Source organism: Citrobacter arsenatis, from assembly GCF_004353845.1.
GTDB classification, from domain to species: Bacteria; Pseudomonadota; Gammaproteobacteria; order Enterobacterales; family Enterobacteriaceae; genus Citrobacter; species Citrobacter arsenatis.
On the sequence record NZ_CP037864.1, the window covers coordinates 2,491,428 to 2,516,373 of the forward strand.

General features: G+C 51.4%; 26 protein-coding genes. 15 read left to right on the forward strand and 11 right to left on the reverse strand.

Annotation, left to right across the window (positions count from 1 at the left end):
- Positions 1 to 46: 46 nt before the first annotated feature.
- Both E1B03_RS13035 and E1B03_RS13040 read left to right on the forward strand, forming a co-directional pair.
- A complete protein-coding gene (locus E1B03_RS13035) occupies positions 47 to 265 on the forward strand; it encodes a hypothetical protein (protein ID WP_133086346.1) in 219 nt (72 codons plus the stop codon).
- 203 nt (positions 266 to 468) lie between these two features.
- Positions 469 to 1,395, forward strand: coding sequence for a diguanylate cyclase (locus tag E1B03_RS13040; protein ID WP_133086347.1), 927 nt, complete (start codon positions 469 to 471; stop codon positions 1,393 to 1,395).
- A 284-nt stretch (positions 1,396 to 1,679) separates the two neighbouring features.
- On the opposite strand, the gene mgtS is transcribed toward E1B03_RS13040, so the two are convergent.
- The gene (gene mgtS / locus E1B03_RS13050) at positions 1,680 to 1,775 is read right to left on the reverse strand and encodes a protein MgtS (protein ID WP_003032406.1); all 96 of its coding nucleotides are present in this window, start codon (positions 1,773 to 1,775) and stop codon (positions 1,680 to 1,682) included.
- 486 nt (positions 1,776 to 2,261) lie between these two features.
- Between mgtS and urtA the strand changes: the two genes are divergently transcribed.
- The 5 genes from urtA to urtE are packed head-to-tail and all read left to right on the forward strand — an operon-like array spanning position 2,262 to position 7,729.
- Positions 2,262 to 3,533, forward strand: a complete 1,272-nt coding sequence (urtA, locus tag E1B03_RS13055) for an urea ABC transporter substrate-binding protein (RefSeq protein WP_133086348.1) — start codon at positions 2,262 to 2,264, stop codon at positions 3,531 to 3,533.
- Positions 3,534 to 3,576: 43 nt separating this feature from the next.
- A complete protein-coding gene (urtB, locus tag E1B03_RS13060) occupies positions 3,577 to 5,151 on the forward strand; it encodes an urea ABC transporter permease subunit UrtB (RefSeq protein WP_133087222.1) in 1,575 nt (524 codons plus the stop codon).
- Positions 5,151 to 6,224: an urea ABC transporter permease subunit UrtC gene (urtC, locus tag E1B03_RS13065; RefSeq protein WP_133086349.1), complete on the forward strand. Its 1,074-nt coding sequence runs from the start codon at positions 5,151 to 5,153 to the stop codon at positions 6,222 to 6,224. Before urtB ends, urtC begins: the two co-directional genes overlap by 1 nt.
- A complete protein-coding gene (urtD, locus tag E1B03_RS13070) occupies positions 6,224 to 7,021 on the forward strand; it encodes an urea ABC transporter ATP-binding protein UrtD (protein ID WP_103769963.1) in 798 nt (265 codons plus the stop codon). Before urtC ends, urtD begins: the two co-directional genes overlap by 1 nt.
- A gap of 9 nt (positions 7,022 to 7,030) precedes the next feature.
- Positions 7,031 to 7,729: an urea ABC transporter ATP-binding subunit UrtE gene (gene urtE, locus E1B03_RS13075; protein WP_133086350.1), complete on the forward strand. Its 699-nt coding sequence runs from the start codon at positions 7,031 to 7,033 to the stop codon at positions 7,727 to 7,729.
- A gap of 40 nt (positions 7,730 to 7,769) precedes the next feature.
- Here the strand turns inward: urtE and ydeE are convergent, their stop codons facing one another.
- On the reverse strand, positions 7,770 to 8,957 hold the full coding sequence (gene ydeE, locus E1B03_RS13080; RefSeq protein WP_103769961.1) for an efflux MFS transporter YdeE: 1,188 nt from the start codon (positions 8,955 to 8,957) through the stop codon (positions 7,770 to 7,772).
- A 198-nt stretch (positions 8,958 to 9,155) separates the two neighbouring features.
- Here ydeE and eamA point away from each other — a divergent pair, with 198 nt between their 5' ends.
- Complete coding sequence (eamA, locus tag E1B03_RS13085; RefSeq protein WP_103769960.1) at positions 9,156 to 10,055, forward strand: O-acetylserine/cysteine exporter; 900 nt, start codon at positions 9,156 to 9,158, stop codon at positions 10,053 to 10,055.
- 31 nt (positions 10,056 to 10,086) lie between these two features.
- On the opposite strand, the gene marB is transcribed toward eamA, so the two are convergent.
- Genes marB through marR form a run of 3 tightly spaced genes read right to left on the reverse strand, consistent with a single transcriptional unit; the run spans position 10,087 to position 11,172 of the window.
- Positions 10,087 to 10,305: a multiple antibiotic resistance protein MarB gene (gene marB, locus E1B03_RS13090; RefSeq protein ID WP_003832934.1), complete on the reverse strand. Its 219-nt coding sequence runs from the start codon at positions 10,303 to 10,305 to the stop codon at positions 10,087 to 10,089.
- Positions 10,306 to 10,335: 30 nt separating this feature from the next.
- Complete coding sequence (gene marA / locus E1B03_RS13095) at positions 10,336 to 10,719, reverse strand: MDR efflux pump AcrAB transcriptional activator MarA (RefSeq protein ID WP_003032424.1); 384 nt, start codon at positions 10,717 to 10,719, stop codon at positions 10,336 to 10,338.
- A gap of 18 nt (positions 10,720 to 10,737) precedes the next feature.
- On the reverse strand, positions 10,738 to 11,172 hold the full coding sequence (gene marR / locus E1B03_RS13100; protein ID WP_016156485.1) for a multiple antibiotic resistance transcriptional regulator MarR: 435 nt from the start codon (positions 11,170 to 11,172) through the stop codon (positions 10,738 to 10,740).
- A 257-nt stretch (positions 11,173 to 11,429) separates the two neighbouring features.
- Here marR and E1B03_RS13105 point away from each other — a divergent pair, with 257 nt between their 5' ends.
- Positions 11,430 to 12,095, forward strand: coding sequence for a MarC family NAAT transporter (locus E1B03_RS13105; RefSeq protein ID WP_103769959.1), 666 nt, complete (start codon positions 11,430 to 11,432; stop codon positions 12,093 to 12,095).
- Positions 12,096 to 12,145: 50 nt separating this feature from the next.
- Here the strand turns inward: E1B03_RS13105 and E1B03_RS13110 are convergent, their stop codons facing one another.
- The 5 genes from E1B03_RS13110 to E1B03_RS13130 all read right to left on the reverse strand — a co-directional run bounded on the left by E1B03_RS13110 (position 12,146) and on the right by E1B03_RS13130 (position 17,943).
- A complete protein-coding gene (locus tag E1B03_RS13110; protein ID WP_103769958.1) occupies positions 12,146 to 13,342 on the reverse strand; it encodes a sugar transporter in 1,197 nt (398 codons plus the stop codon).
- A gap of 175 nt (positions 13,343 to 13,517) precedes the next feature.
- Positions 13,518 to 14,837 carry an MFS transporter gene (locus E1B03_RS13115; protein WP_146051436.1) on the reverse strand — a complete coding sequence of 440 codons (1,320 nt, stop codon included), beginning with the start codon at positions 14,835 to 14,837 and terminating at the stop codon, positions 13,518 to 13,520.
- Positions 14,838 to 14,898: 61 nt separating this feature from the next.
- Complete coding sequence (locus tag E1B03_RS13120; protein WP_133086351.1) at positions 14,899 to 15,849, reverse strand: phosphoglycerate dehydrogenase; 951 nt, start codon at positions 15,847 to 15,849, stop codon at positions 14,899 to 14,901.
- 47 nt (positions 15,850 to 15,896) lie between these two features.
- A complete protein-coding gene (locus E1B03_RS13125) occupies positions 15,897 to 16,781 on the reverse strand; it encodes a dihydrodipicolinate synthase family protein (RefSeq protein ID WP_133086352.1) in 885 nt (294 codons plus the stop codon).
- Positions 16,774 to 17,943 (reverse strand): iron-containing alcohol dehydrogenase, encoded by a 1,170-nt coding sequence (locus tag E1B03_RS13130; protein ID WP_133086353.1) that lies wholly within the window; start codon positions 17,941 to 17,943, stop codon positions 16,774 to 16,776. Before E1B03_RS13130 ends, E1B03_RS13125 begins: the two co-directional genes overlap by 8 nt.
- A gap of 171 nt (positions 17,944 to 18,114) precedes the next feature.
- On the opposite strand from E1B03_RS13130, the gene dtnK reads away from it, so the two are divergent.
- From dtnK to E1B03_RS13145, 3 genes are read left to right on the forward strand one after another with little or no spacing between them, the layout of a single operon-like run.
- A complete protein-coding gene (gene dtnK / locus E1B03_RS13135) occupies positions 18,115 to 19,359 on the forward strand; it encodes a D-threonate kinase (protein WP_133086354.1) in 1,245 nt (414 codons plus the stop codon).
- The gene (locus tag E1B03_RS13140; protein WP_133086355.1) at positions 19,352 to 20,338 is read left to right on the forward strand and encodes a D-threonate 4-phosphate dehydrogenase; all 987 of its coding nucleotides are present in this window, start codon (positions 19,352 to 19,354) and stop codon (positions 20,336 to 20,338) included. Before dtnK ends, E1B03_RS13140 begins: the two co-directional genes overlap by 8 nt.
- Position 20,339: 1 nt before the next feature.
- A complete protein-coding gene (locus tag E1B03_RS13145) occupies positions 20,340 to 21,101 on the forward strand; it encodes a DeoR/GlpR family DNA-binding transcription regulator (RefSeq protein ID WP_103769953.1) in 762 nt (253 codons plus the stop codon).
- Here the strand turns inward: E1B03_RS13145 and ptrR are convergent.
- Positions 21,098 to 21,973, reverse strand: coding sequence for a putrescine utilization regulator PtrR (gene ptrR, locus E1B03_RS13150; protein WP_103769952.1), 876 nt, complete (start codon positions 21,971 to 21,973; stop codon positions 21,098 to 21,100). The two genes, E1B03_RS13145 and ptrR, sit on opposite strands and share 4 nt — an antisense overlap.
- A gap of 102 nt (positions 21,974 to 22,075) precedes the next feature.
- On the opposite strand from ptrR, the gene sad reads away from it, so the two are divergent.
- From sad to E1B03_RS13165, 3 genes are all read left to right on the forward strand, one after another.
- Complete coding sequence (gene sad / locus E1B03_RS13155) at positions 22,076 to 23,464, forward strand: succinate-semialdehyde dehydrogenase (protein WP_133086356.1); 1,389 nt, start codon at positions 22,076 to 22,078, stop codon at positions 23,462 to 23,464.
- Positions 23,465 to 23,579: 115 nt separating this feature from the next.
- Positions 23,580 to 24,506 (forward strand): glutaminase B, encoded by a 927-nt coding sequence (gene glsB / locus E1B03_RS13160; RefSeq protein WP_003032436.1) that lies wholly within the window; start codon positions 23,580 to 23,582, stop codon positions 24,504 to 24,506.
- On the forward strand, positions 24,506 to 24,865 hold the full coding sequence (locus E1B03_RS13165; protein WP_103769950.1) for a DUF4186 domain-containing protein: 360 nt from the start codon (positions 24,506 to 24,508) through the stop codon (positions 24,863 to 24,865). Before glsB ends, E1B03_RS13165 begins: the two co-directional genes overlap by 1 nt.
- The last annotated feature ends 81 nt before the right edge of the window (positions 24,866 to 24,946 follow it).

Below are 24,946 nucleotides of genomic sequence, written 5' to 3' on the forward strand. Positions count from 1 at the left end.
CGACAATCATTGTTCACCGACGTTGAACTTCATAGAGGGTTTAAACATGCCTGAACGTACAGAACTTGTTGATAAAGTAGTCCTTAACAGTCTGCAGACCTACTTTGAGAATTGGCCACTGGCGACAACAGGGGATATTGTAATTTTTACCCTGACCTTAACGACCCTGGCGGTAGCAACTCTGGCAGTGGACATTGATAGCTATAAAAAGCTTAAGGCATACACATCCGCTTTCTTGACGGTTTTTATCCATCCGCGAAAATAAAAGGCTCCATAAACCACGACCAATTTGAGCCAGGTATGATCTGAGTGAATGATGCTCGCTATGCCGCGACCAGTGGCATAGCGTTGCGCAATGCCATTGTTAATAGCGACTTATTAATTACTATAAACAAATTTACATAAATTTTCTTTTTTGTCGTTAAGATAATTACATCAGAAACGCTCGAACAGGGAAGGAAGGCCGTGATGATAAAAGATACGAAGGAAATAGATGCAATTTTGATAGCGTTGAACAAGTCCATTGATGCCCACTACAAATGGCTGGTAAAAATGTTCCGCTGCGCTGTCTCTTCAGATGTTACTCAGCCGGATATTATGGCTGACAACTCCCATTTTATTTGTCAATTCGGTCAGTGGCTTAATAGTCAATCACTGCACAATGAAGATGATTGTAGTTATGTAAATAAGATAAATGCAGCGCATGAGAAGATGCATTTATTAGGCAAGGAGTTGCTATTAGCAATAGTTGATAATCGTAGCCATTTATGGCAATTCGACAGCTTCCAGGACGCGCTACTGGCATTTACGTCTGCGGTAATGGACTATAAAATATATTTACTGAGTATCCGTAGTAATATTGACGTATTAACAGGGTTACCTGGCAGAAGAATGCTCGATGAGTCTTTTGACCAGCAGTTACTCGATGCCGAGCCGCTTAATCTCTATATATTGTTGCTGGATATCGACCGTTTTAAGCATGTTAATGATACCTATGGTCACCTGGTAGGGGACGTGGTATTGCGTGCTCTGGCATCAAATTTGCTGGCATGGACGCGTTATGATGAGGTGGCTTACCGTTATGGTGGTGAAGAGTTTATCATTATCATCCGAACCAAAACTGACGAACAGGCTAGCCTGGCGGGGTTACGACTTTGTCAGCTTATTGGCCAGAAAAAAATACCCTATGCTGATGGAGAGATCGGTATCACGGTAACGGCTGGCATAACCCGGGTTCAACATGAAGAAACGCTGGATACCGCACTTGGGCGGGCTGACAGGGCGATGTATCAAGGAAAGCAGACCGGCAGGAATCGTTGCATGTTTATGGATGAACGCGAGCAGATCTCATTGGTTGACAGCAATGATGGGATCTCATACCCCCTCAGCGCGTGAGGTTTGCGAACACCGTTTTGAGGTAGTTGCGTTTCGTTTAACTTTCATTGGGGTTATCGATGATAGGTTAACTTACTATCCGTTATCTTCGCAGGGAATTGCCAGATAGCGTATAAAAGCAAAACACAAATCTATCCATGCAAGCATTTACCGCTGGTTTATCCGGCGGTTTTTTTTATCTGTCATTCAGGGAAACGGTGCCGGGAGCGTGATTCAGATAAAAAATGGCCCCTTGTGCAGCTACGCAACAAGGGGCCGGGTCGGTGCAGGACTATCTCCGTTCATCAATCATCCCATCTGTGGCTAAAATACGCGGCCAGGAAACCGGAAAATAAAATAATTCCCAGAACAGCCATAAAAATATTCATATTACCCAGCATAGTAAATGCTCCTTTATCTGTGAGTTTCCTCTCTTACCTTAAGTTCACCTCGCTTATGACTATAGTAGCAATTCAATCTTAAACAAAGGCTGAACTGTGTGATTATTTCGGCTGAAAAGTAAAATTTTGACGTGATTACGTCGAGGAAAATAAATAATAGTGACCAGACACATTTATCTGCGCACAAATAACCTTGATTTTATACCGCGGCAGCGGCGTTGTGGCGATGTGTTGCAGACGCAGATTGTTGCACGTTTATAATGCAGAGTTGTCTCATGGTGGTTCAATTTTTCGTCTGATTAATCATCCAGGCGGTAAAAACTAATACTGATTTTCCTGTGTTATATGATAAGCGATTGATTTGTCACTTCTTTTAATATCTGGCATCGTTTTTGCCTTATCACTTCTGAACACCCTTAATTTGCACCGTTTTGTCTGCCCGGCTGCACCGGAGCTTTCAGCAAGTCTAATTTCAGGAGTGAAACTATGCAGCGTCGTACATTTTTAAAAGCTTTTGCGCTTTCAGCCTCTGTAGTAGCAATGGGAATGAGTTTTAACGTTCAGGCGGCCGATACCATTAAGGTTGGCATCATGCATTCGTTATCTGGCACGATGGCCATCTCTGAAACGCCGTTGAAAGATGTGGCATTGATGACCATTGATGAAATAAATGCGCAGGGCGGTGTATTGGGTAAAAAGCTGGAGCCGGTGGTGGTTGACCCAGCCTCGAACTGGCCGTTATTTGCTGAAAAAGCACGTCAGCTTCTGAGTCAGGACAAGGTGGCGGCGGTTTTCGGTTGCTGGACATCGGTTTCGCGTAAATCAGTATTACCGGTATTTGAAGAGTTAAACGGCCTGCTGTTTTATCCGGTGCAATATGAAGGAGAGGAGATGTCGCCCAACGTCTTCTATACCGGCGCAGCACCCAATCAGCAGGCGATCCCGGCGGTTGAGTATCTGATGAGTGAAGACGGCGGTAGCGCTAAGCGCTACTTCCTGCTGGGTACGGACTATGTTTATCCGCGTACGACTAATAAAATTTTACGCGCCTTTTTACATTCGAAGGGCGTTGCCGATAAAGACATCGAAGAGGTGTATACCCCATTCGGACACAGTGATTACCAGACTATTGTCGCCAGTATAAAAAAATTCTCCGCAGGGGGAAAAACGGCGGTGGTATCGACCATTAACGGGGATTCTAACGTTCCATTCTATAAAGAGTTAGCGAACCAGGGGCTGAAAGCCACCGATGTTCCGGTGGTGGCATTCTCCGTTGGTGAGGAGGAGCTACGTGGTATTGATACTAAACCGCTGGTGGGCAACCTTGCTGCGTGGAACTACTTTGAGTCCGTAGATAATGCGGCCAACAAAAAGTTCGTTGCGGATTACCGTGCGTATGCCAAAGCCCATAAGTTGCCAAACGCTGATTCGGTGGTGACGAACGACCCTATGGAAGCCACGTATGTTGGGCTGCATATGTGGGCGCAGGCGGTAGAAAAAGCCGGAACTACCGATGTGGATAAAGTTCGCGCTGCGATGGCGGGACAATCATTCGCTGCACCATCCGGTTTTACCCTGACCATGGATGCGACCAACCATCACCTTCATAAACCTGTGATGATCGGCGAGATTGAAGGCAACGGCCAGTTTAACGTGGTGTGGCAAACCGATGAACCGGTCCGCGCCCAGCCGTGGAGTCCATATATCGCCGGTAATGATAAAAAATCTGAACAGCCTGTGAAAACCGCCAGCAACTGATCTTACGCCCTCCTGCGGGAGGGTAATGCTTTGGAGAACGCTCATGAAAGCGATGCGCTTTATTCGTGGTGTGTTGTTGCTGACGTGGTTTTTACCGTGGATAGCGCAGGCCGCAGATGCCGATTTTTTTACCGCAGCTAGCCGTAGTCAGCAGGCTGCCTTGCTTGAGCAATGGTCGGTGAATCCTGACCCTCAGCGTTTACCACTGCTCAATGCGCTGCGTGATGAGAACCTGCTGACAGATGACGCGAAAAACGCGTTCATCATGAACGACTCGCACATACAGCCGTTAGGAGCTGCGACAGGTCCGCACGGCGACCTAAAAAAAGTCCGCCTGACTAACCGCCTGCGTAATCTGGTGGCCGGAACGTTGGCCGTTCATCAACTTTTAAGTGACAGTGTCACGAATAGGGTGGGTGCAGCGCGCACATTACAGCGTGAGGCACAGCCGGGGATGCTACCGTTTTTGCAGCAACAATTGGCCCGGGAACCAGATGCTGGCGTGAAATCCGCACTGGCTATTGCACTGGCAAACCTGCAGTTGACCAGCACCTCGCCTGAGATCAGACGTCAGGCAATTGAACTCTTAGGGGCATCAAACGATCCTGAAACCCAGGCGCGTCTGCAGCCATTTACCCGGGCTGAACATGAACCCGATGCCCGGGTGCGTGCTGCTGCTGGTGAAAGTCTGAAGTCCATCGCACATCGTATGAAGGTTGGCGATCTGCTTGGGCAGGCATTTATGGGGTTGTCGCTGGGCTCAATTTTACTGCTGGCGGCATTGGGTCTGGCGATAACCTACGGGCTTCTCGGCGTCATTAACATGGCGCATGGCGAGATGTTAATGCTCGGCGCGTACTGTACCTGGATGGTGCAACAACTGATGGGCCAGTATTTCCCGCAATGGATGGCCTGGTATCCGATTATTGCGCTTCCGGTCGCCTTTTTGCTTACCTCGGCAGTGGGAATGCTGCTCGAGCGCGGGGTGATCCGCCATTTATACGGGCGTCCGCTCGAAACGCTGCTGGCGACCTGGGGTATCAGCCTGATGCTCATCCAACTGGTGCGTATGACCTTCGGCGCGCAAAACCTTGAAGTCGCCAATCCGGCATGGCTTTCCGGTGGGATTCAGGTTTATGCCAATCTGATTTTACCGTGGAACCGAATTGTGGTGCTTGGTTTTGCCATGCTGGTGCTGTTCTTTACCTGGATGTTGTTGAATAAAACTCGCCTTGGGCTGCGCGTGCGCGCGGTGACGCAAAACCGCAATATGGCGGCTTGCTGCGGCGTACCTACCGGACGCGTCGATATGCTGGCCTTTGGTCTTGGATCAGGAATCGCCGGACTGGGTGGCGTTGCGCTCTCGCAATTAGGCAACGTCGGACCTGAGCTGGGGCAAAGCTACATTATTGATTCGTTTTTGGTGGTGGTGCTGGGCGGCGTTGGCCAACTCGCCGGGAGCGTGGCCGCCGCGTTTGGGCTAGGGATCTTCAATAAAATTCTTGAACCACAGGTAGGGGCGGTACTCGGCAAGATCATGATTCTGGTGCTGATTATTCTGTTTATTCAGAAACGTCCTCAAGGGCTGTTCGCGCTGAAAGGGAGGGTTATTGACTGATGACGATGCCAATGACATTAACGCTGGCGCGTAAAGCGCCACGTGCAACACGCGTGCTGGGGCTGGGCCTGCTGCTGGCGTTGATTATTCTGCCGTTTCTGGCGCTGTTACCTGCGGATCATCCTCTGGCCATCTCGGTGTGGACGCTGACGCTGGCCGGAAAAATTCTCTGCTATGCGATTGTGGCGGTGGCGCTGGATCTGGTGTGGGGCTATGCGGGAATGCTCTCGCTGGGCCACGGTATTTTCTTTGCGCTGGGGGGATATGCGATGGGAATGTACCTGATGCGCCAGGCCTCCGGCGAAGGGCTACCGGCTTTTATGTCGTTCCTGTCATGGACTGAGCTACCCTGGTTTTGGTGGGGGACACAACATTTCATCTGGGCGATGCTGCTGGTCGTTCTGGTGCCGGGCCTGCTGGCGTTGGTATTTGGTTGGTTTGCTTTTCGTTCCAAAATCAAAGGCGTCTATTTCTCCATCATGACCCAGGCCCTGACTTTTGCCGGTATGTTGCTGTTTTTTCGCAACGAAACGGGCTTTGGGGGAAATAACGGTTTTACCGGCTTTAGCACTATTCTGGGTTTCCCGGTGACCGCGACCTCAACCCGTATCGCACTGTTTTTGGCAACGGTCTTGCTGCTGGTTCTGTCCATATGGTTGGGGCTGGCGCTGGCCCGCAGTAAGTTTGGTCGTATTCTGACTGCCGTGCGCGATGCCGAGAACCGGCTGATGTTCTGTGGTTACGATCCAAAAGGTTTCAAGCTGCTGGTGTGGACGCTTTCCGCCGTGCTGTGCGGTCTGGCTGGGGCGCTGTATGTGCCACAGGTGGGGATCATTAACCCCAGCGAAATGTCGCCGACTAACTCGATTGAAGCGGCGATTTGGGTTGCCCTCGGCGGGCGTGGAACCCTTATCGGCCCGGTATTTGGCGCCGTACTGGTGAATGGCGCTAAAAGCCTGTTTACCGTCATTATGCCGGAATACTGGCAGCTGTTTCTTGGCCTGATCTTTATTGGCATTACGCTGTTTTTACCTCGCGGCGTGATTGGCCTGTTTCGCAAGGGAGACAAATAATGCAGCCAGATGAAGGTCTATTTACCCGCCAGATGCCTGGCGATCGGTTTCGCAACCAAACGGACCCTGTGCTCCAGTTGGAAAACATTAACGTTAATTTCGATGGATTCCAGGCGTTAACGGACCTCACGCTCAATATTGGCGTTGGGGAATTGCGTTGCATCATTGGTCCCAACGGCGCCGGAAAAACGACGCTAATGGATGTCATTACTGGCAAAACGAGGCCGCAAAGTGGTCGTGCGATATACGATCAGTCGACCGATTTAACCACGCTTGATCCCATCGCCATTGCGCGTCAGGGGATTGGACGCAAATTTCAAAAGCCCACGGTATTTGAAGCGTTAACGGTAGAGGAGAACCTGGAGCTGGCGCTGAAAAGCGATAAATCCGTCTGGGGCACTTTACGGGCGCGCCTCACGGGCGAACAGCGGGATCGCATTGATGAAATACTGGCGCTGTTGCGGCTGAGCAACGAACGGGGCCGCCGCGCCGGGCTGCTTTCGCACGGGCAAAAGCAGTTTCTCGAGATTGGCATGCTGCTGGTCCAGGAGCCGCATTTACTGCTGCTGGATGAGCCTGCGGCGGGCATGACGGACGCGGAGACGGAATACACTGCGGAGCTGTTTCGCCAGCTTGCGGGTAAGCACTCTCTGATGGTTGTTGAGCACGATATGGGATTTGTCGAAACCATCGCCGATCGCGTCACGGTATTACATCAGGGACGTGTCCTGGCTCAGGGGAGTCTGCGCGAAGTGCAGGCCAATGAGCAGGTTATTGAAGTTTATCTCGGGCGTTAAGGAGTTCAGATGCTGCAGGTGAAAGAACTGAATCAATATTATGGGGGCAGCCATATTCTGCGGGGCGTGAGCTTTGAGGCACGTATAGGCGAAGTGACATGTCTGCTGGGGCGTAACGGCGTGGGGAAAACGACGCTTCTGAAGTGTCTGATGGGGCTAATTCCTGCCCGCAGTGGAAGCATGCTCTGGCAGGAGAAAAATGTCACTCAGTGGAAACCACATCAGCGGGTCAGGGCCGGTGTGGCATATGTCCCACAGGGGCGAGATATTTTTCCGCGTTTGACGGTAGAAGAGAATTTGCTGCTCGGCCTTTCCCGTTTTTCTGCACAGGAGGCGCGATGCGTTCCGGATGAGATTTACGCGCTCTTTCCAGTTTTACAGGAGATGAAGCATCGGCGCGGCGGAGATTTGTCCGGCGGGCAACAGCAGCAACTGGCGATTGGACGTGCGCTGGCAAGTCGCCCGCAGTTGTTGATCCTCGATGAACCTACTGAGGGGATCCAGCCATCGGTGATCAAAGAGATTGGTCAGGTGATTTCTCAACTGGCGCACCGGGGGGACATGGCTATTTTGCTGGTGGAGCAGTTCTATGATTTTGCACAGCAGTTAGCCGACAAATACCTGCTGATGTCGCGGGGCAGCATTATTCAAAGCGGCGACGGTAAAAATATGGAGGCCGAGGGCGTTCGAGGGCTGGTTGCTATCTGAGATATGCGACAGAGCGGTTCCGGCTCTGTCGCGATCATCATCAGCAAACCGCCGTCTGGCCCCAGGGTTTGGCGCGCATGCCTTTTATCATTAGCGCCCAGGCAAGCACGATTGCCACCATCAGCGCCACAAACAGCGACCACGGCGGCAATGTGGTTAAAATGACACCGCTGACGAGTGGGTTTACCGCAGCGCCAAGCCAGCCCAAAGACTGGGCGGAAAAATAGCTGGCCTTCATTCCTGCTGGCGCGATGTTGTCGATGAGCATGTATTCCCCTGGCGCGTAAATGACCTCGCCGATAGTGAAAAAGGCGGCAGAAATCCCCCATAACAACAGGCTGTTGCCTGAGAAGGTGAAGCCAACCAGACCGACCACAAAGAAAAGCGTAGCCACTGTCATTAACGGGCGGATATTCGTGGTGGTGAGCCTGCGTCCAAGGGCATATTGCAGTGATACCACAATGGCGGCGTTGACGGGCAGAACAACGGCCACCACCTTTTCGGCAAAATCGCCGTCAGCAACCACCATGACGTATTGTGAAATACAGGACGCGAAGGCGCCGCTAACGAATGACGCCAGGAACGCTGATAGCGTAAACCAGCATAGTGCTCTGTCGCGCAGCAGTACCGACGGGGACCAAACCGCGGCGTTTAAACCTTCTGATGCTGCCGGTGAACGTTTTACCCAGGTCTGGATAAACACCAGCGGTAGAGCTGAACAAGCAGCGGCGAGCCAGAACGGCAGGTTGATGCTTTGCATCACCAACAGCGTGCCCAGCGGTGGGCCAACGGTCCAGCCGATGTTCAGCACGGTATAGTTGAGCGAGAAAATTTTCGTTTTGTTGGTCGCCGAGAGGTTATCGGCAAACCAGGCCTTCAGCACTGTGGCGAAGACGGAGTAAGCGCAGTTGATCAGAGCGAAAAGCAGAACGACCACCACGACGTTATGTACCAGTGGAATAGCAATAAAGCCGGAGGCAAAGCCGCAGATTGCCAGCAGCATATAGCGTTTTTTATCGAACTTGTCGGCCAGAATACCAAAACCAAGGCTGAACACCACGCCAATGGTCAGCGCGACCGTCATCGCATAACCGATCAGATCGACGCTCAGGTTGTACTGCCGGCTGAGGTAGATCGTCATAAATGGCAGCGTGGCGCCACGTCCAATCGTTAATAACAATGATGACGCGAGTAACGCGAGAGTGGACCTTCTCAGAGAGATATTCATTTTCCTGCCCGACAATGCATGTTGTTATGTTTTTTTTAGATATAAGAAACAAATAGCATGCTAAAAGTGTGATGTACACTCATTAAGTTGTCCGAAAATGCCCTGTGTGGCCTACCTGAATTAATGATCTGTTACGGCACAACGATTTCCGTTACTTTAACTTGTTTACAAAAATTTAATATTTGCAGGGGCGGTGGTATGTCGCGTAAAGACGGGTTATTAGCGTTACTGGTCGTTGTTGTTTGGGGGCTGAACTTTGTCGTCATTAAAGTGGGGCTGCACAATATGCCGCCCTTAATGCTGGCGGGGCTGCGATTTTTACTGGTGGCGTTCCCGGCGATATTCTTTGTTGCCCGTCCGAAAATACCGCTCTCGCTGCTACTCGGCTACGGGCTGACCATCAGTTTTGGGCAGTTCGCATTTCTCTTTAGCGCCATCAAATTCGGTATGCCAGCCGGATTAGCTTCTCTGGTATTACAGGCTCAGGCGTTTTTCACCATCGTTCTGGGGGCATTTGCTTTTGGTGAGCGTCTGCAGGGGAAACAACTGGTCGGGATTGCGCTGGCGGTATTTGGTGTGCTGGTGCTGATTGAGGCCAGTCTGAACGGCCAGCATGTTGGCATGCTCGGTTTTATGCTGACGCTGGCGGCGGCGCTAAGCTGGGCCTGCGGTAATATCTTTAACAAAAAAATCATGCAGCATACGTCACGCCCGGCAGTGATGTCGTTGGTGGTATGGAGCGCGTTGATTCCCGTTGTGCCATTCTTCCTGGCCTCATTACTTCTCGATGGCCCAACGCAAATTACCCAAAGTCTGGTGGCGATCGATATGACTACCATTCTGTCACTGGTATATCTGGCGTTTGTGGCGACCATTGTGGGTTACGGTATCTGGGGGTCGTTACTCGGGCGTTATGAGACCTGGCGTGTCGCGCCGCTCTCTCTGTTGGTACCGGTGGTTGGACTGGCGAGCGCGGCCGTACTGCTGGATGAAACGCTGACCGGATTGCAACTGCTTGGTGCGCTGCTGATCATGGCTGGACTGTATATCAATGTGTTTGGTTTTCGGTTGCGTAAGATTGCGCAGGCGAGAGGGTAAAAAAAAGCCCCGCAGTGACGGGGCAAAAAAATTACAGGTTGCGCATATTGTAATAAGGCACACCTAATTCGTCGGATTTGTCGCTGCCTGCACCCATATGATTAAAATCGAACGGGGATTGATCGTGCGCTGGCGGCATAATCATCGCGTCGCGACTGTTCTGGGTGGCAGGTTGCGCGGTCTGTTCCGCCATGCTCTGACCCGAAACAACAAACAGCAGGGCCAGCATTGCATAAGACAGAAGTTTCATGATTTCCTCGGTTACGTCGTTAACTGGCGATTAGCAATTACATTGATTGAGTGGAAGCAAATAGCGCGATTCGCCGTGCATATTCGTCATACGGTATTTATGCGGCGGAACATCAAAATAGTTTTTGAATGTTCGGGTCAGCGTTTGCTGAGACTCAAAGCCGTAACGTTCCGCCAGATAAAGGATCGGTTCGTTACTTTCTTTTAATTTTTGCGCTATTTCAGTCATTTTACGGCTGCGAATGTATTGACCCAGTGAATGGCCGGTTTCTTTTTTAAACATCCGTTGCAGGTGCCATTTGGAGTACCCTGAACGCTCTGACACTTTTTCCAGCGAGAGCGGCGATTCAAGGTTATTTTCGATCCAGTCCAAAATGCTATGAATAGTGATTGTGTCAGTATTGCGTCTGGACATCGTCATACCTCTTTCTGTTTACGGCAGGATTTTCTTAAGCAAATGCTCAAGCGTGGTGACTTCATCCGCCGTTAAGTTTTTTGTTAGTTCCTGGTGCAGGTCTTGCCCTACTAATTGATGACACTGCTCGCAAATTGCTGCGCCATGCTCGGTGAGTTTCACCAGCACGCCTCGCTTGTCATGTGGATTCGGAAGCCTTTCTATCCAGCCTTTACAGGCCAGCCTGTCCAGCATCCGCGTCAGGGCGCCGAGATCGACAGACAGCACTTTTTTCAATTCGACAGGGGTGATGCACACCGCGCAACGGATCGAGCAAAGCACTTTGAACTGCGATGCCGTGATATCCAGCGGTGACAAATAGTCGTTTAGCAAACGATCTTTTTTCTGATTAACCATGTAGATCAAACGACCCAGTGGGATGATTTCGTTAAACAGATCACTGGTGCTTTTCACAATGGTTGCCCTGGCAAGTAGTTAGTCACGGCTGATATTATTGCTTAGGCAAATATAAGTCAAATGAATGGGTCGGCAAATGCCACGTTTTGCTAAATCATCAGACCGAACACCTGGTGAGTGGAAATTTAACGGTTTGATAATTATGGTTTATACGTGTGGATGAAAAATGAATCCTTACAGCGCGAAAATGGCTTATCTCCTGGATTTCACCGTATACTTGCCGTTGACGATTAACGCACAGGAAAGATGACAATATGATGGACTTGTTTAAAGCAATAGGGCTGGGGCTGGTAGTCCTGTTACCGTTGGCAAACCCGTTAACCACCGTGGCATTGTTCCTTGGCCTTGCCGGCAACATGAACAGCGCAGAGCGTAACCGTCAGTCACTCATGGCGTCCGTTTACGTGTTCGCCATCATGATGGTGGCGTACTATGCCGGACAACTGGTGATGAATACCTTCGGGATTTCGATTCCCGGGTTACGTATTGCGGGGGGGTTAATCGTTGCGTTTATCGGCTTTCGCATGTTGTTTCCACAGCAGAAGGCGCATGATTCTCCGGAAGCGAGAAGCAAATCAGAAGAACTGGAAGACGAACCTACTGCCAATATTGCATTTGTTCCGCTAGCCATGCCAAGTACTGCGGGCCCAGGGACGATTGCAATGATCATCAGTTCGGCGTCAACTGTGCGTCATGGTTCCGAGTTTCCGGACTGGGTGATTATGGTCGCGCCGCCGATTATTTTTGCGGCAGTCGGGGTGATCCTGTGGGGCTGTTTGCGCAGTTCCGGCGGGATTATGCGCCTGGTTGGCAAAGGCGGTATTGAGGCGATTTCCCGTCTGATGGGCTTCCTGCTGGTATGTATGGGCGTGCAGTTTATTATTAATGGCGTGCTGGAAATCATTAAAACTTACGCTTAAAACTGACGCTTAAAACAATGTGCCCGGTATGGTCTGCCGGGCACGGTTTTTTATGAATGCTGAGGCTGCTCTTCCAGTGATACCGGCCATTTACGGAAGATAATTACCGACCAGATCAACGCGACAACGGCAGGTACTGCGCCGACATAACCAATCGTAGACATTGACCAGTGCAGACTCACCTGATTTCCCACCAGTGCGCCAGCGCCTATACCGATATTAAAGATACCTGAGAAAAGGGCCATCGCGACGTCGGTGGCATCCGGGGCCAGCGCCAGCACTTTGACCTGCATCCCCAGGCCTATCAACATAATGGCGATGCCCCAGAATATACTCAGGACGGCCAGATGCATTTCGCTGTTCGCGGCGGGCAGTAACAGAACCAGGCACACCGTCAGCAGGGCAATAGCGCTGCTGATCAGTATGGATGCATGTTGATTACCCAGCTTGCCAAAAATGACGCTACCGACAATTCCCGCTCCACCCAGAACCAGCAGCAGCACGGTTGCAAAGTTTGCGCTCAGTCCGGCGACGGTCTGCACGAACGGTTCAATGTAGCTGTAAGCCGTATAATGCGCGGTGACCACAATCACCGTTAGCAGATACAGGCTCATTAACGCCGGGCGGCGGAATAACACCGGCAGGCTTTTTAATGAACCAGAATGCTCGCTGGGTAATTTGGGCAGCAGCTTAATCAGACAAAGTAGGGTGACCAACGCCCCCATACCGATGGCGAAGAAAGTGGTGCGCCAGCCAAAATACTGGCCAACGATGCGCCCGATAGGCAAACCCAGCACCATCGCCAGCGCGGTGCCGGTCGCGATCAGGCTTAGGGCCTGCGCGCGTTTCCCGGCCGGAGCCAGGCGGATCGCCAGCGAGGCGGTGATCGACCAGAAAATAGCGTGCGCAAAAGCAATACCAATACGGCTAACCACCAGTACGGTAAAATTCCATGCCAGGAAAGAGAGCACGTGGCTGGCAATAAACACCACAAACAGACAGATCAGCAGTTTGCGACGTTCTACCTGGCTGGTCAGCAGCATAAAAGGCAGCGACATCAGGGCTACAACCCAGGCGTAGATCGTCAGCATGATCCCGACCTGCGCGGTCTGCATATTAAAACTTTGTGCGATGTCGGACAGTAAACCGACAGGAACAAACTCGGTGGTATTGAAAATAAAACCGGCAATGGCAAGCGTAACTACCCGTAGCCACGCGACCTTGCGGGAAACAGTGTCTGTTGTCATATCAAATAGGTGGATTAGCTGCGAAAAGGTAAGGTCACGATCTTAAAACGTTTGCTGGCGAAAATACAATCATTTCGTGATTTATGTCACATTATTCTGCTGAATATTTGGCGGTTTTTCGGGGAACCGGTCAGCACGATGACTGACCGGGAAACAGAGTAAGCTGGAGCAGGTGTTAATGCTGTTGTGCCTGATTCATGCACAACGCGTCATACTCGCTGTCAACGATGGGTTCTACTTTGCCCATTAAAAACAGGTAATTCAAGATACCTAGTACGACGAGTGCCGCAGAAAACACCAAGGCCCACGTAAATGATCCCGTGGCGGCTACGATTGCACCAGTAATAATCGGGCCGACTGCGCCGCCCATGTTTGAGACGGTATTCTGTAACCCGGCAACAATTGACACGCTGTTTTTGGGGGCAACATCGCCTGGTAATGCCCAGACCTGTGAGGCAGCGACGGTAGTTCCTGATTTAGCCACACACAGTAAAAAGACAGTCATAAAAACGGAGTCAGTAAAGGGGGCAAAACCAATACATAAAGCCATCAATAAACCAATGGTCAGGAATAATTTTCTTGTAGCGGTGAGCGATAATATCCGTTTATGTACCATGCGATCCGACGCCCAACCTGCGAAAACTTCAATCACCATTCCGCAAAGTAATGGAAGGGCCGCGACCATACCCATTTTGATAAAATCCATGCCTTTGTCTTTTACCAGATAGGTCGGCAACCAGGTAATAAAGAAATACGAGGTGTAATTGATGGTGAAAAAACCGATACACATTGCCCAGATATTGCGATAGCGTAGCAACTTATACCATCGCATGGGTAATACAGATTTATCACCATGTTTTTGTTTTTGCCCCTCGCGAATATGTTTCACTTCCGCTTGACTGATTTTTTTGTGATCTTCCGGGTTTTCGGTATAAATAAAATACCACGCAATGACCCATAAAATTCCCACGCTACCAATAATAAGAAACGTTAGTCGCCAGTCGAATTGATAAATCATCCAGACAATCAGCGGCATGGCGACGGCTCCGCCGAATTTTGAGGCGCTGTCAAACAATCCAGAAACAGTAGCTCGTTCTCTGTCAGGGAACCATCGTGCGGCGATCCCCGCATTGCTTGGATAGGCAGCGGCTTCACCTACGCCTAAAGCCAGTCTGAGTGCCAGCAACGACTTAAAACCAGTGGCCAGCCCCATCATTGATGTGGCGATTGACCACCACGCTACGGCAATGCCTAGACCTTTTTTCTGGCCGAAGCGATCGGCGAACCAACCTGCAGGTATTTGCAATAAGGAGTATGACCAAAAGAATGCTGCCATTATAAACCCCATCATTTCGGGATCGAGTTTAAGCTCATCAATAAGATGAGGAGCAGCAGCTGATAATACCGTTCGGTCAATATAGTTAATTGCAATAGCAAGCCACATTAATCCCGCAATCCACCAGCGAATTCGGGATTTTTCAGCAAAGTTATTCATATATTTGGCCCATGGTAGATGTGTATTATTTTAGTATAAAGGGTACATTTTTACCGTTCTTTTAGAGTGAGTTCATAATGTTTTGCGGCTTCTGCTTATGTATGACGCACGCTATAATATTGTGTACACATTGCTCTCCAATATTGCTTACCGCACCTTCGGTATATCCTGCGATGTGTGCTGTCGGAATAAAATTTTCCAGGGCAAACAAAGGATGCGCATTGCAGGGCTCCTGTATAAAGACATCGGCGGCTGCACCTTTAATAACGCCCTGAGTCAGCGCCTGGAACAGATCATCTTCATTAACGACCCCACCACGTGAAACATTGATCAAATAGCTGCTTTTCTTCATTTTCTGCATGCGTGCAAAATCAAAGAGATTTTTTGTTTCAGGGGTTAGTGGGGTATGGAGGGTAATAAAATCACTGTTTTCTGTTAAAGTATCTATCGAGACATACTCAATACAATTTGCTTTGGCGAACGACTTATCCTGCCAGGCATCATGAGCCAGTACGCGCATGTTGAAACCGCGAGCGCGCAGTGCGACCTGTTTACCTATATTTCCCAACCCAATAATACCGATGGTCTTGCCATAGACATCAGAGGCGAAAATACGTGGCCAGTTTCCGGTGCGAGTTTGCTCAATTGCACTGGGCAATTGACGCGCACAATTGAGGATTAATGAAAAAGCAAAATCGGCCACTGCATGTTTATTGGCATCTGGCACATTGGTAACGTAAATGCCTTTCTCCCTGGTAACACCCAGATCGATGTTGTCGACCCCTACGCCATGCTTACAGACGATTTTCAGTTGAGGGGCGGCTGCCAGCAATTCAGCATTAACCTCTGTGAAGGCAACGATCATCGCCACTGTGTCCGCAAGATATGGTTCGAGTTCTTTTAGTCCTATATCCGCGGGGAGCATAATTAATTTAAGTCCCACATCCTGCAGTTGCTTGATTGGTTGCCGATCGTATTTGGCAAATGATGGTGAAGTACAGATGATGTTCATAACACAATCCTGTTGGTTAGGCGGCGTTGCCGCCGCTGTAAAAGAGGTTATTGCAGATAGTTATTGATAATCTGTTGGATCTGTTTTTCCTGTTGCGCGTTAAACGTGACGGTGTAACGACTTGCACCTACCTCATAACCCATGATTTGTAATGCTTTTTTAACTGCGGCAGGGGAAAAAGCAACTTTATAGAGATCGGTTCGCAAACCCGTGACGCTTTCCTGAGCCTCATGCGATCCGGCAATATCACCGGTCTTGAATCGCGCCCAGATAGCGTTAATTTCTTTCGGTGCCACGTTCGCCAGACCAGAAATACAGGCAGAACAACCGTCAACGAATCCCTGGTGAATCAGCGAATCCGGCCCATTCAACACATCAAAACCTTCGATATCTTTGACGGCGTCAAGGAATCCTCCGAGGCTTTCATAGCTACCCGCGCTGTCTTTGATGCCAATGATGTTGGGATGCGCCGCCAGCACTTTTGCGGTTTCCGGTTCAATGGTGTTACCCGTACGTGCCGGGATGTTATAGAGAAATACCGGCACCGATAGCGCGTCGGCAATCGCGGTATAGTGAGCGATCAGTTCCTGTTGCTTGAGCGGAACAAAATACGGGGTAATAACCGATACGGCATCGACGCCCAGTTTTTCTATTTGCTTGCCCAGACGAATGGTTTCACGGGTTGATATTTCACCGATATGCGCCACCACGTTTGCCCGCCCAGCAACTTCCTCAACGCAGGTACGGGTCACCGCTATTTTTTCTTCCTCGTTAAGCACAAAAAACTCGCCATTGGTGCCGCCGCAGAAAATACCGTTGCCGGCGTTTAGCTGGCGATTCACCTGGTTTCTGAGTTCGGTGAGGTTTAGCGCCCCTTCGCTGTCAAAGGGGGTAACGATTGCCGTCAGTACACCACAGATTCTCTTACTCATGATTCACTCCTTTGGTAATCAGTTCTGGAAATAGTGTTTGATAAATAGCCTTAACGTCGTCATGGCTTACCTGACAGGGCGCGTTGTTCATCAGACGTTTTACGTTAAGCGCGGCATCTGCCAGCGCGGAAAGGTCAGTGGACGGCACGCCAAGCGTTGCCAGGTTGTCGGGCAGGTTGAGCCGTTTCACGAGTGCGGAGAAGTACTCCACCAGCGCGAAAGATTTTTCTTCAGCGCTGAGTGTGCGATCGGCGTCAGGTAGCAGATCCCAGACCTGGGCAAATTTGTTGACCGCGTGAGGGCGAACCACCTTCATGCAGGGTGCTAACAGAATCGCGTTAGCGACACCATGCGGGAGATGGTATCGACCCCCCAGGGGATAAGAGAGCGCATGAACCAGATGTGTACCGGCGTGATTAATCGCCACACCGCCATAGTATGACGCCCACAGCATCTCCAGTTTGGCCAGTAAATTGTTCGGTTCATTGACCGACGCTTCGATGTTTTTCAACAATTTCTGTAAACCGATGAGCGCAGCGTTGTCGCTGATCGGGTTGGCGATGGTTGCTGTAAAGCATTCAATCAGATGGCAGAGCGCGTCAATGCCGGTGGATGAGGCGATGTGCGCTGGCATGCTGGTGGTGAGTTCCGGTAGCAAGGCGACATAATCCGGCAGCAGTACCGGGGAGATGATACCGACCTTGGTGTTTTGTTCTGGGATGGCCAGTATTGCGTTTGGGGTGGCTTCTGACCCCGTGCCAGCGGTGGCGGGGATAAGTACGGAGGTCACTCGGTGCAGTGGTTTCTCGCCTGCCAGCATGGCGTCAAGCGTCGGGGACGCAGGGTGACATAAAACGGAGAGCAGTTTCGCCACGTCCAGTACGCTACCGCCGCCAATACCAATCACCATTTCCACATTGAGGTCAGCCACGCGTTTGACGAGTGTACTGACGTCATGATGACCCGGCTCAGCAGGTACGTTATCAATCAGTGTCACCTGACGGCCATCATTAGCCAGCAGAGAACGGATCTGCGCTACCGCATCCAGTCGAACAATATTTGCATCAGTTACCAGCAGCAGCTGGCGTTTACCACTCAGTAATGGCTCCAGTGCGGGGATGGCATGTGAACCGCTGATCACGGTGCTATTAATTGTTGCCACAACATTCTCCTGTTGTTTGAGTGATTGAATTCGCTCACTGTGATTCAGGAACGATGACATCATGGGCTAAATTTATAATTTATCTCGGAACTGAATAACTTGAGCTTGCTCACATTTAATCAATTGTGATTGAATATAATCATTAACAACATACAACGACCCGGAGCAGGGATGAGTAAACATGTAGCAAGACCGCAAATCCTGGTTATCGCCGATGACTTTACCGGGGGGAATGATGCGGGGGTCAGCCTGGCGCTGACGGGAATGACGGTGAATGTCGCCTTCACGTTGCCTTGCACCGAGGAGACCGACGTACTGGTCGTTAACAGCGATAGCCGAGCGCTGGATGCACCGCAGGCAGCAGCCCGTGTAAATGCTTTAGCGCTCGCCTGTCATGCCGATCCGCGGGCACTGTGGGTAAAGAAAATGGACTCCACTTTACGTGGTAACCCTGGGGCTGAAGTGGATGCGCTTATGCAGGTAACGGGTAAAAAACTGGCCATTGTTGCGCCGGCTTTTCCCCAGGCAGGCCGGACAACTGAACAGGGCCTTTGCCTTATCAATGGTGTCCCGGTAAGCCAAACGGAATTTGCCAGCGATCCGAAAACCCCGGTAGTCAGCGCTGATATTTGTGCGGTACTTCAGGCACAAACCGCCATTAAATGTCGGGCTATGTCACTGAGTGACTGTCTACAACACCTGAACGAGGCTGCCCCTGATTTGCCACAAATATGGGTAGTTGATGCGCAGAGTAATGGGGATCTCGATGCCATTGTTGTTGCCGCAATGGAGCGAAATAATTCACCGCTGTTGGTGGGGGCAGCTGGAATCTGTGACGCACTGGCTCGCCGTGTTCAGACGGTATCTTCCCGGCGTTTACTGGCGATTGTGGGATCAATGAGTGAAATTGCTCAACGCCAGATTGCTGTCGTGTGCAGGGATCCGCAGGTCGAGGCGGTATTCATTGATATCGAAAATGTGTTCGAAGGGGCAATGTCCAGGTATGTCGCTCGCATCATTGACGTTCTGGCATCCGGTAAACACTGCATTGTTCACACCTGTACTGATGATGATGCGCGGCACCATATTCCACACCTGTGCGCACGCTGGCAGGTGAGTCGCGCTCAGTTGGGTGAACAAATCTGCCAGTTCCTTGGGCAACTTACCCGACAGGTTTTAGATGATGTCTCACCCGCTGCGCTGTATCTCTCCGGTGGCGATGTTGCCATGGCGGTTGCTGAAGCGTTGGGAGCAACAGGGTTTCGTATTACCGACCGTGTGGCCCTGTGCGTGCCGTATGGCCATTTTGTTGGCGGTTACTGGCAGCACCCGGTTATGACAAAGGCAGGCGGATTCGGAGACGAAACGACGTTGAGTCAGGTTTTGAATTATGTTGAGGAGAAAATGAGTGAATAACACTATTGCGGTAACTATGGGCGATCCGGCGGGCATTGGACCGGAGATCATTCTTAAATCACTGGCGGAGGGCGAACTTTCTGGCGCGCCGGTCATTGTTGTGGGATGCGCCCAAACGCTGCGTCGCATCCAGTCATTAAATGTCACCCCGCCAGCGGAACTTCGGGTGATTGATAACGTATCCCAGGCACAATTCGCAGCGGGTGTTATCAACGTGATTGATGAGCCACTCGCCGACCCGGCATCTCTTGAACCCGGTGTGGTGCAAGCGCAGGCCGGAGATCTGGCTTATCGCTGTATCAAACGAGCCACGGCATTGGCGCTGAGTGGAGAAGTGAAAGCGATAGCCACTGCGCCATTGAATAAAGAAGCGTTACATATGGCTGGTCATCATTATCCCGGTCATACCGAGTTACTGGCGCAACTGACCAACAGCAAAGATTACGCGATGGTGCTGTATACCGATCAGCTCAAAGTTATTCACGTCACCACTCACATCGCCCTGCGCAAATTTCTGGATACGCTCAGCGAACAGCGGGTGAAAACTGTTATTCAGGTAGCACATGACTTCCTGCGTCGCGTCGGATATGAAAATCCGCGTATTGCGGTGGCGGGTGTGAATCCCCACGCGGGTGAAAATGGCCTTTTTGGCGATGAAGAGATAACGGTTGTCGGACCCGCAGTCCAGGCAATGCAGGCGAAAGGACTGAACGTGACGGGACCATGCCCACCAGATACCGTATTTATGCAATGTCATGAAGGTATGTATGACATGGTGGTGGCGATGTATCACGATCAGGGCCACATTCCGCTAAAATTGTTGGGATTCTACGATGGGGTGAATATCACTGCTGGATTACCGTTTATTCGCACCTCTGCGGATCACGGTACGGCGTTTGATATTGCCTGGACAGGTAAAGCCAAGTCTGAGAGCATGGCGGTGTCCATCCAGTTAGCAATGCAAATTACGCGGGATTAAAATGAAGGGATATAATCGGTTAGAACAGATTATGGATTATCTGAAAGGACATAATCTGGCGACGGTTGAGCAGCTTGTCGCTGTGACTCAGGCTTCTCCGGCAACCATTCGCCGTGACCTGATCAAGCTCGACCAGGAGGGTGTCATCAGCCGTACCCACGGTGGCGTCACGCTTAATCGGTTCATCCCTTCACAGCCTACTACCCATGAGAAAATGCAGCGTAGCCTGCAGGAAAAACAGGCTATCGCCAGCGCGGCGGCAGGTCTGGTGAAGGCAGGCGATGCTATTGTTCTGGATGCGGGGACGACAATGATTGAACTGGCTCGTCAGCTCACCCATCTGCCGCTGCGGGTCATTACCAGCGATCTGCACATCGCACTTTTTCTCTCTGAATTTAAACAAATTGAAGTGACGATCATTGGCGGGCGAATTGATGACTCCAGCCAGTCCTGCATCGGCGAGCATGGGCGTAAGCTGTTGCAGACCGTCTGGCCAGATATCGCGTTTTTAAGCTGTAACGGTTGGGATCTGGCGCGCGGGATCACCGCGCCGACGGAAGAAAAGGCCGGGGTAAAACGAGACCTGATAGCCAACGCCAGTCGCCGGGTACTGCTCGCAGACAGTTCAAAATATGGCGCGTGGTCATTGTTTAACGTTACCCACCTGAATGCGCTGACGGATATTGTGACCGATGCCCGGCTCAATGAGAACGTGCGCGAACAACTAGAACAGTTACCCTGCCAACTGACGATTGCCGGTTAATCCGTATCCTCCGGTAGCTGGGGGTTCAATACCTCAATAAACGCTTCCAGTTGCCTCGTCATTGCGCCTCTGCGCCAGACCAGCCACGTATTCAGCCAGCGCCAGTTTTCGCTTAGCGCCCAGGCATTGACCTGATGATGCCCTGGCATACTTTCCAGCATCGAACGCGGGATCAGCGCGATACCCGCACCAGCAATAACGCAGGCCAGCATTCCGTGATACGACTCCATTTCATGAATAGTGCCGGGCATTGCGCGATCGGCATGAAACCAGCTTTCAAAATGACGGCGATAGGAACAGTTGGCGCGAAAGGCGTAAATATTGCAGCCATTAACGTCACTGGCCCGCTGGATGGGGGGATGACCGTGCGGCGTGACAATCATCATCTCTTCACGGTAGACCGGCATTCCTTCAAGGCCCGGATGGGTAATTGGACCGTCAACAAAGGCGGCGTTCAGCGCCCCGTCGAGCACACCATCCAGCATTGTGCCTGAAGGCCCCGTCGCCAGCGCAAACTGAATTTTGGGATAACGCTGGTTATATTCCGCCAGCGTGGCAGGGATTCGCACAGCGGCGGTACTTTCCAGCGAGCCAAGAGAGAACAGCCCCTGGGGTTCATCACCAGCGACGACCATTCTCGCTTCCTCAACGAGCGCCAGGATCCGCTGGCTGTAGCGTAAAAAGTTGTGCCCGGATGGGGAAAGCCGCAGACGCTGGTTTTCACGAATAAACAGATCTACGCCAAGGTCGGCTTCAAGCTGGCGAATGCGGGTGGTGAGATTAGATGGCACGCGATGCACCTTCGCGGCGGCCTGCGTAATGCTGCCGGTCTCTGCGACGGCATTGAACATTTCCAGTTGCGTCAGATCCATGTTTTTCTCTATTCGTGAATGGTGTGGTTAATATTATTCATTTTTCAGAAAGAGTAAATATGCGCATGATATAACCATACCCTGCGATAAAAAGAGGCAATTATGACTATCACAGCAGCAACACATGCGATTTCCGTTAATCCTGCTAACGGAGAAAGGTTGACGGCGATGCCGTGGGCGAGCGCTGAAGAGATTGCACATGCGCTGAGCCTGGCCGCGAGTGGCTACAGCGAATGGAAACACACTACCGTTGAGTATCGCGCACAAACGCTGCGTGATATCGGGCAGGCTCTGCGTCATCGTGCGGAGGAGATGGCGCAATGTATCTCCCGTGAAATGGGCAAACCCATCAAGCAGGCGCGTGGCGAGGTTGCCAAATCAGCGGCATTGTGTGAGTGGTACGCTGAACATGGTCCGGCAATGCTCAATCCGGAACCCACGCTGGTAGAGAACAATCAGGCGGTGATTGAGTATCGCCCCGTAGGAACCATTCTGGCGATCATGCCGTGGAATTTCCCGCTCTGGCAGGTATTGCGTGGCGCCATTCCAATTCTGTTGGCCGGAAATGGCTATCTGTTAAAGCATGCACCGAACGTAACCGGCTGCGCTGCGATTATCGCCCAGGTTTTTGCTGATGCGGGTGTTCCTGCTGGGGTTTACGGTTGGGTGAACGCCGACAACGCCGGCGTTAGCCAGATGATCAACGACCCGCGTATCGCGGCGGTAACGGTGACGGGTAGCGTACGTGCCGGTGCGGCGATTGGCGCTCAGGCGGGGGCGGCGCTGAAAAAATGTGTGCTTGAACTGGGTGGTTCCGATCCGTTTATTGTCCTTAATGATGCTGATCTTGACCTGGCCGTTAAGGCTGCGGTCGCTGGCCGTTATCAAAATACCGGGCAGGTTTGTGCGGCAGCGAAGCGCTTCATTATCGAAGAAGGAATTGCAGCTGAATTTACTGCACGCTTTGTGGCGGCAGCGAGCGCGCTCAAAATGGGTGACCCGCTGAATGAAGAAAACGATCTGGGTCCGATGGCGCGATTTGATCTGCGTGATGAGCTGCATCAGCAGGTTGTGGCCTCCCTTGCCGAAGGCGCGAAATTACTCCTTGGGGGCGAAAAAATAGCAGGTCAGGGCAATTACTATGCCGTGACGGTACTGGGTGGCGTAACGCCAGAAATGACGGCTTTTCGTCAGGAGCTGTTTGGTCCGGTTGCGGCGATAACCGTGGCCAAAAATGCGGAACATGCTTTAGCACTGGCGAATGACAGTGATTTCGGTTTATCCGCCACGGTGTTCACCGCAGATGAAGCGTTGGCGCAGGACATGGCGTCACGCCTGGAATGTGGCGGCGTATTCATCAATGGCTACAGCGCCAGCGATGCCCGCGTTGCGTTTGGCGGCGTGAAGAAAAGTGGTTTTGGCCGCGAGCTTTCACACTTTGGCCTGCATGAGTTCTGTAACGTGCAGACCGTCTGGAAAAACCGCCTCTGAGTTGTGGGTGCCTCCATTGGGGGCACCTGTCTTGATTCCGCCTTCCGGCCTGACGCTGCGTATTCAGCTCTGTTATACTCGCAGGCCTTTCATACCTGCGAGCAAGGAGCATGTTGTGGCCAGGGCCATGGACAATTCAATTTTAGAGACCATTGTGCAGCAGGTTCGTCCGCTGATTGGTCAGGGTAAAGTCGCGGATTACATTCCTGCATTAGCCTCAGTCGACGGTTCAAAACTGGGTATTGCCATTTGCACCGTCGATGGGCAGCACTATCAGGCGGGGGACGCGCAAGAGCGCTTCTCTATTCAGTCAATTTCAAAGGTGCTTAGTCTGGTCGTGGCGATGCGCCACTATCAGGAAGAGGAGATCTGGCAACGGGTTGGCAAAGATCCATCCGGTCATCCTTTTAACTCCCTGGTACAGCTGGAAATGGAACAGGGGATCCCGCGTAATCCCTTCATCAACGCCGGGGCGCTGGTGGTTTGCGATATGCTGCAAGGGCGTCTGAGCGCACCGCGTCAACGGATGCTGGAAGTGGTACGGGCGTTAAGTGGGGTTTCGGATATTGCCTATGATGCGACGGTGGCGCGTTCTGAGTTCGAGCATTCTGCGCGTAACGCGGCTATTGCCTGGCTAATGAAGTCCTTTGGCAATTTTCATCATGACGTGACCACCGTTTTACAAAATTATTTTCACTACTGTGCGCTGAAAATGAGCTGTGTGGAGTTGGCGCGCACGTTCGTCTTCTTGGCTAATCAGGGGCATGCCTTTCATCTTGCGGAGCCCGTGGTTACGCCCATGCAGGCCCGGCAGATTAACGCGCTAATGGCGACCAGTGGCATGTATCAGAACGCAGGGGAATTTGCCTGGCGGGTGGGTTTACCGGCGAAATCTGGCGTTGGCGGCGGTATCGTGGCTATCGTTCCCCACGAGATGGCGATTGCCGTCTGGAGTCCGGAGCTGGATCCGGCAGGAAATTCGCTGGCGGGTATCGCCGTGCTGGAGCAATTAACACAACAGCTGGGGCGCTCGGTTTACTGATGAATACGCTCGATCCTCTTTTTGCCCGGCTGGCGAAATCAACGTTTCGCTCGCGGTTTCGCCTTGGTCAGAAAGAAAGGCAGTATTGTCTGGATAAAGGTGCGCCGGTTATCGAGCAACATGCTGCGGATTTTATTGCCAAACGGCTGGCTCCGGCCTGTCCTGCCAATGATGGCAAACAGACGCCTATGCGCGGGCATCCGGTGTTTATCGCCCAACATGCGACAGCGACCTGCTGTCGGGGATGTCTGGCGAAATGGCATGATATTCCTCAGGGTGTGGCGTTAAACGAAGAACAGCAACGTTACGTTGTCACGGTTATTTATCACTGGCTAGTGATCCAGATGAATAAACCCTAGATAACATAATCCTATGATATACCTCCTTGTGTTGAGCTTTTGTTAAAAGCAGTATGAAGGCATCAATATAAGGAGAACAAA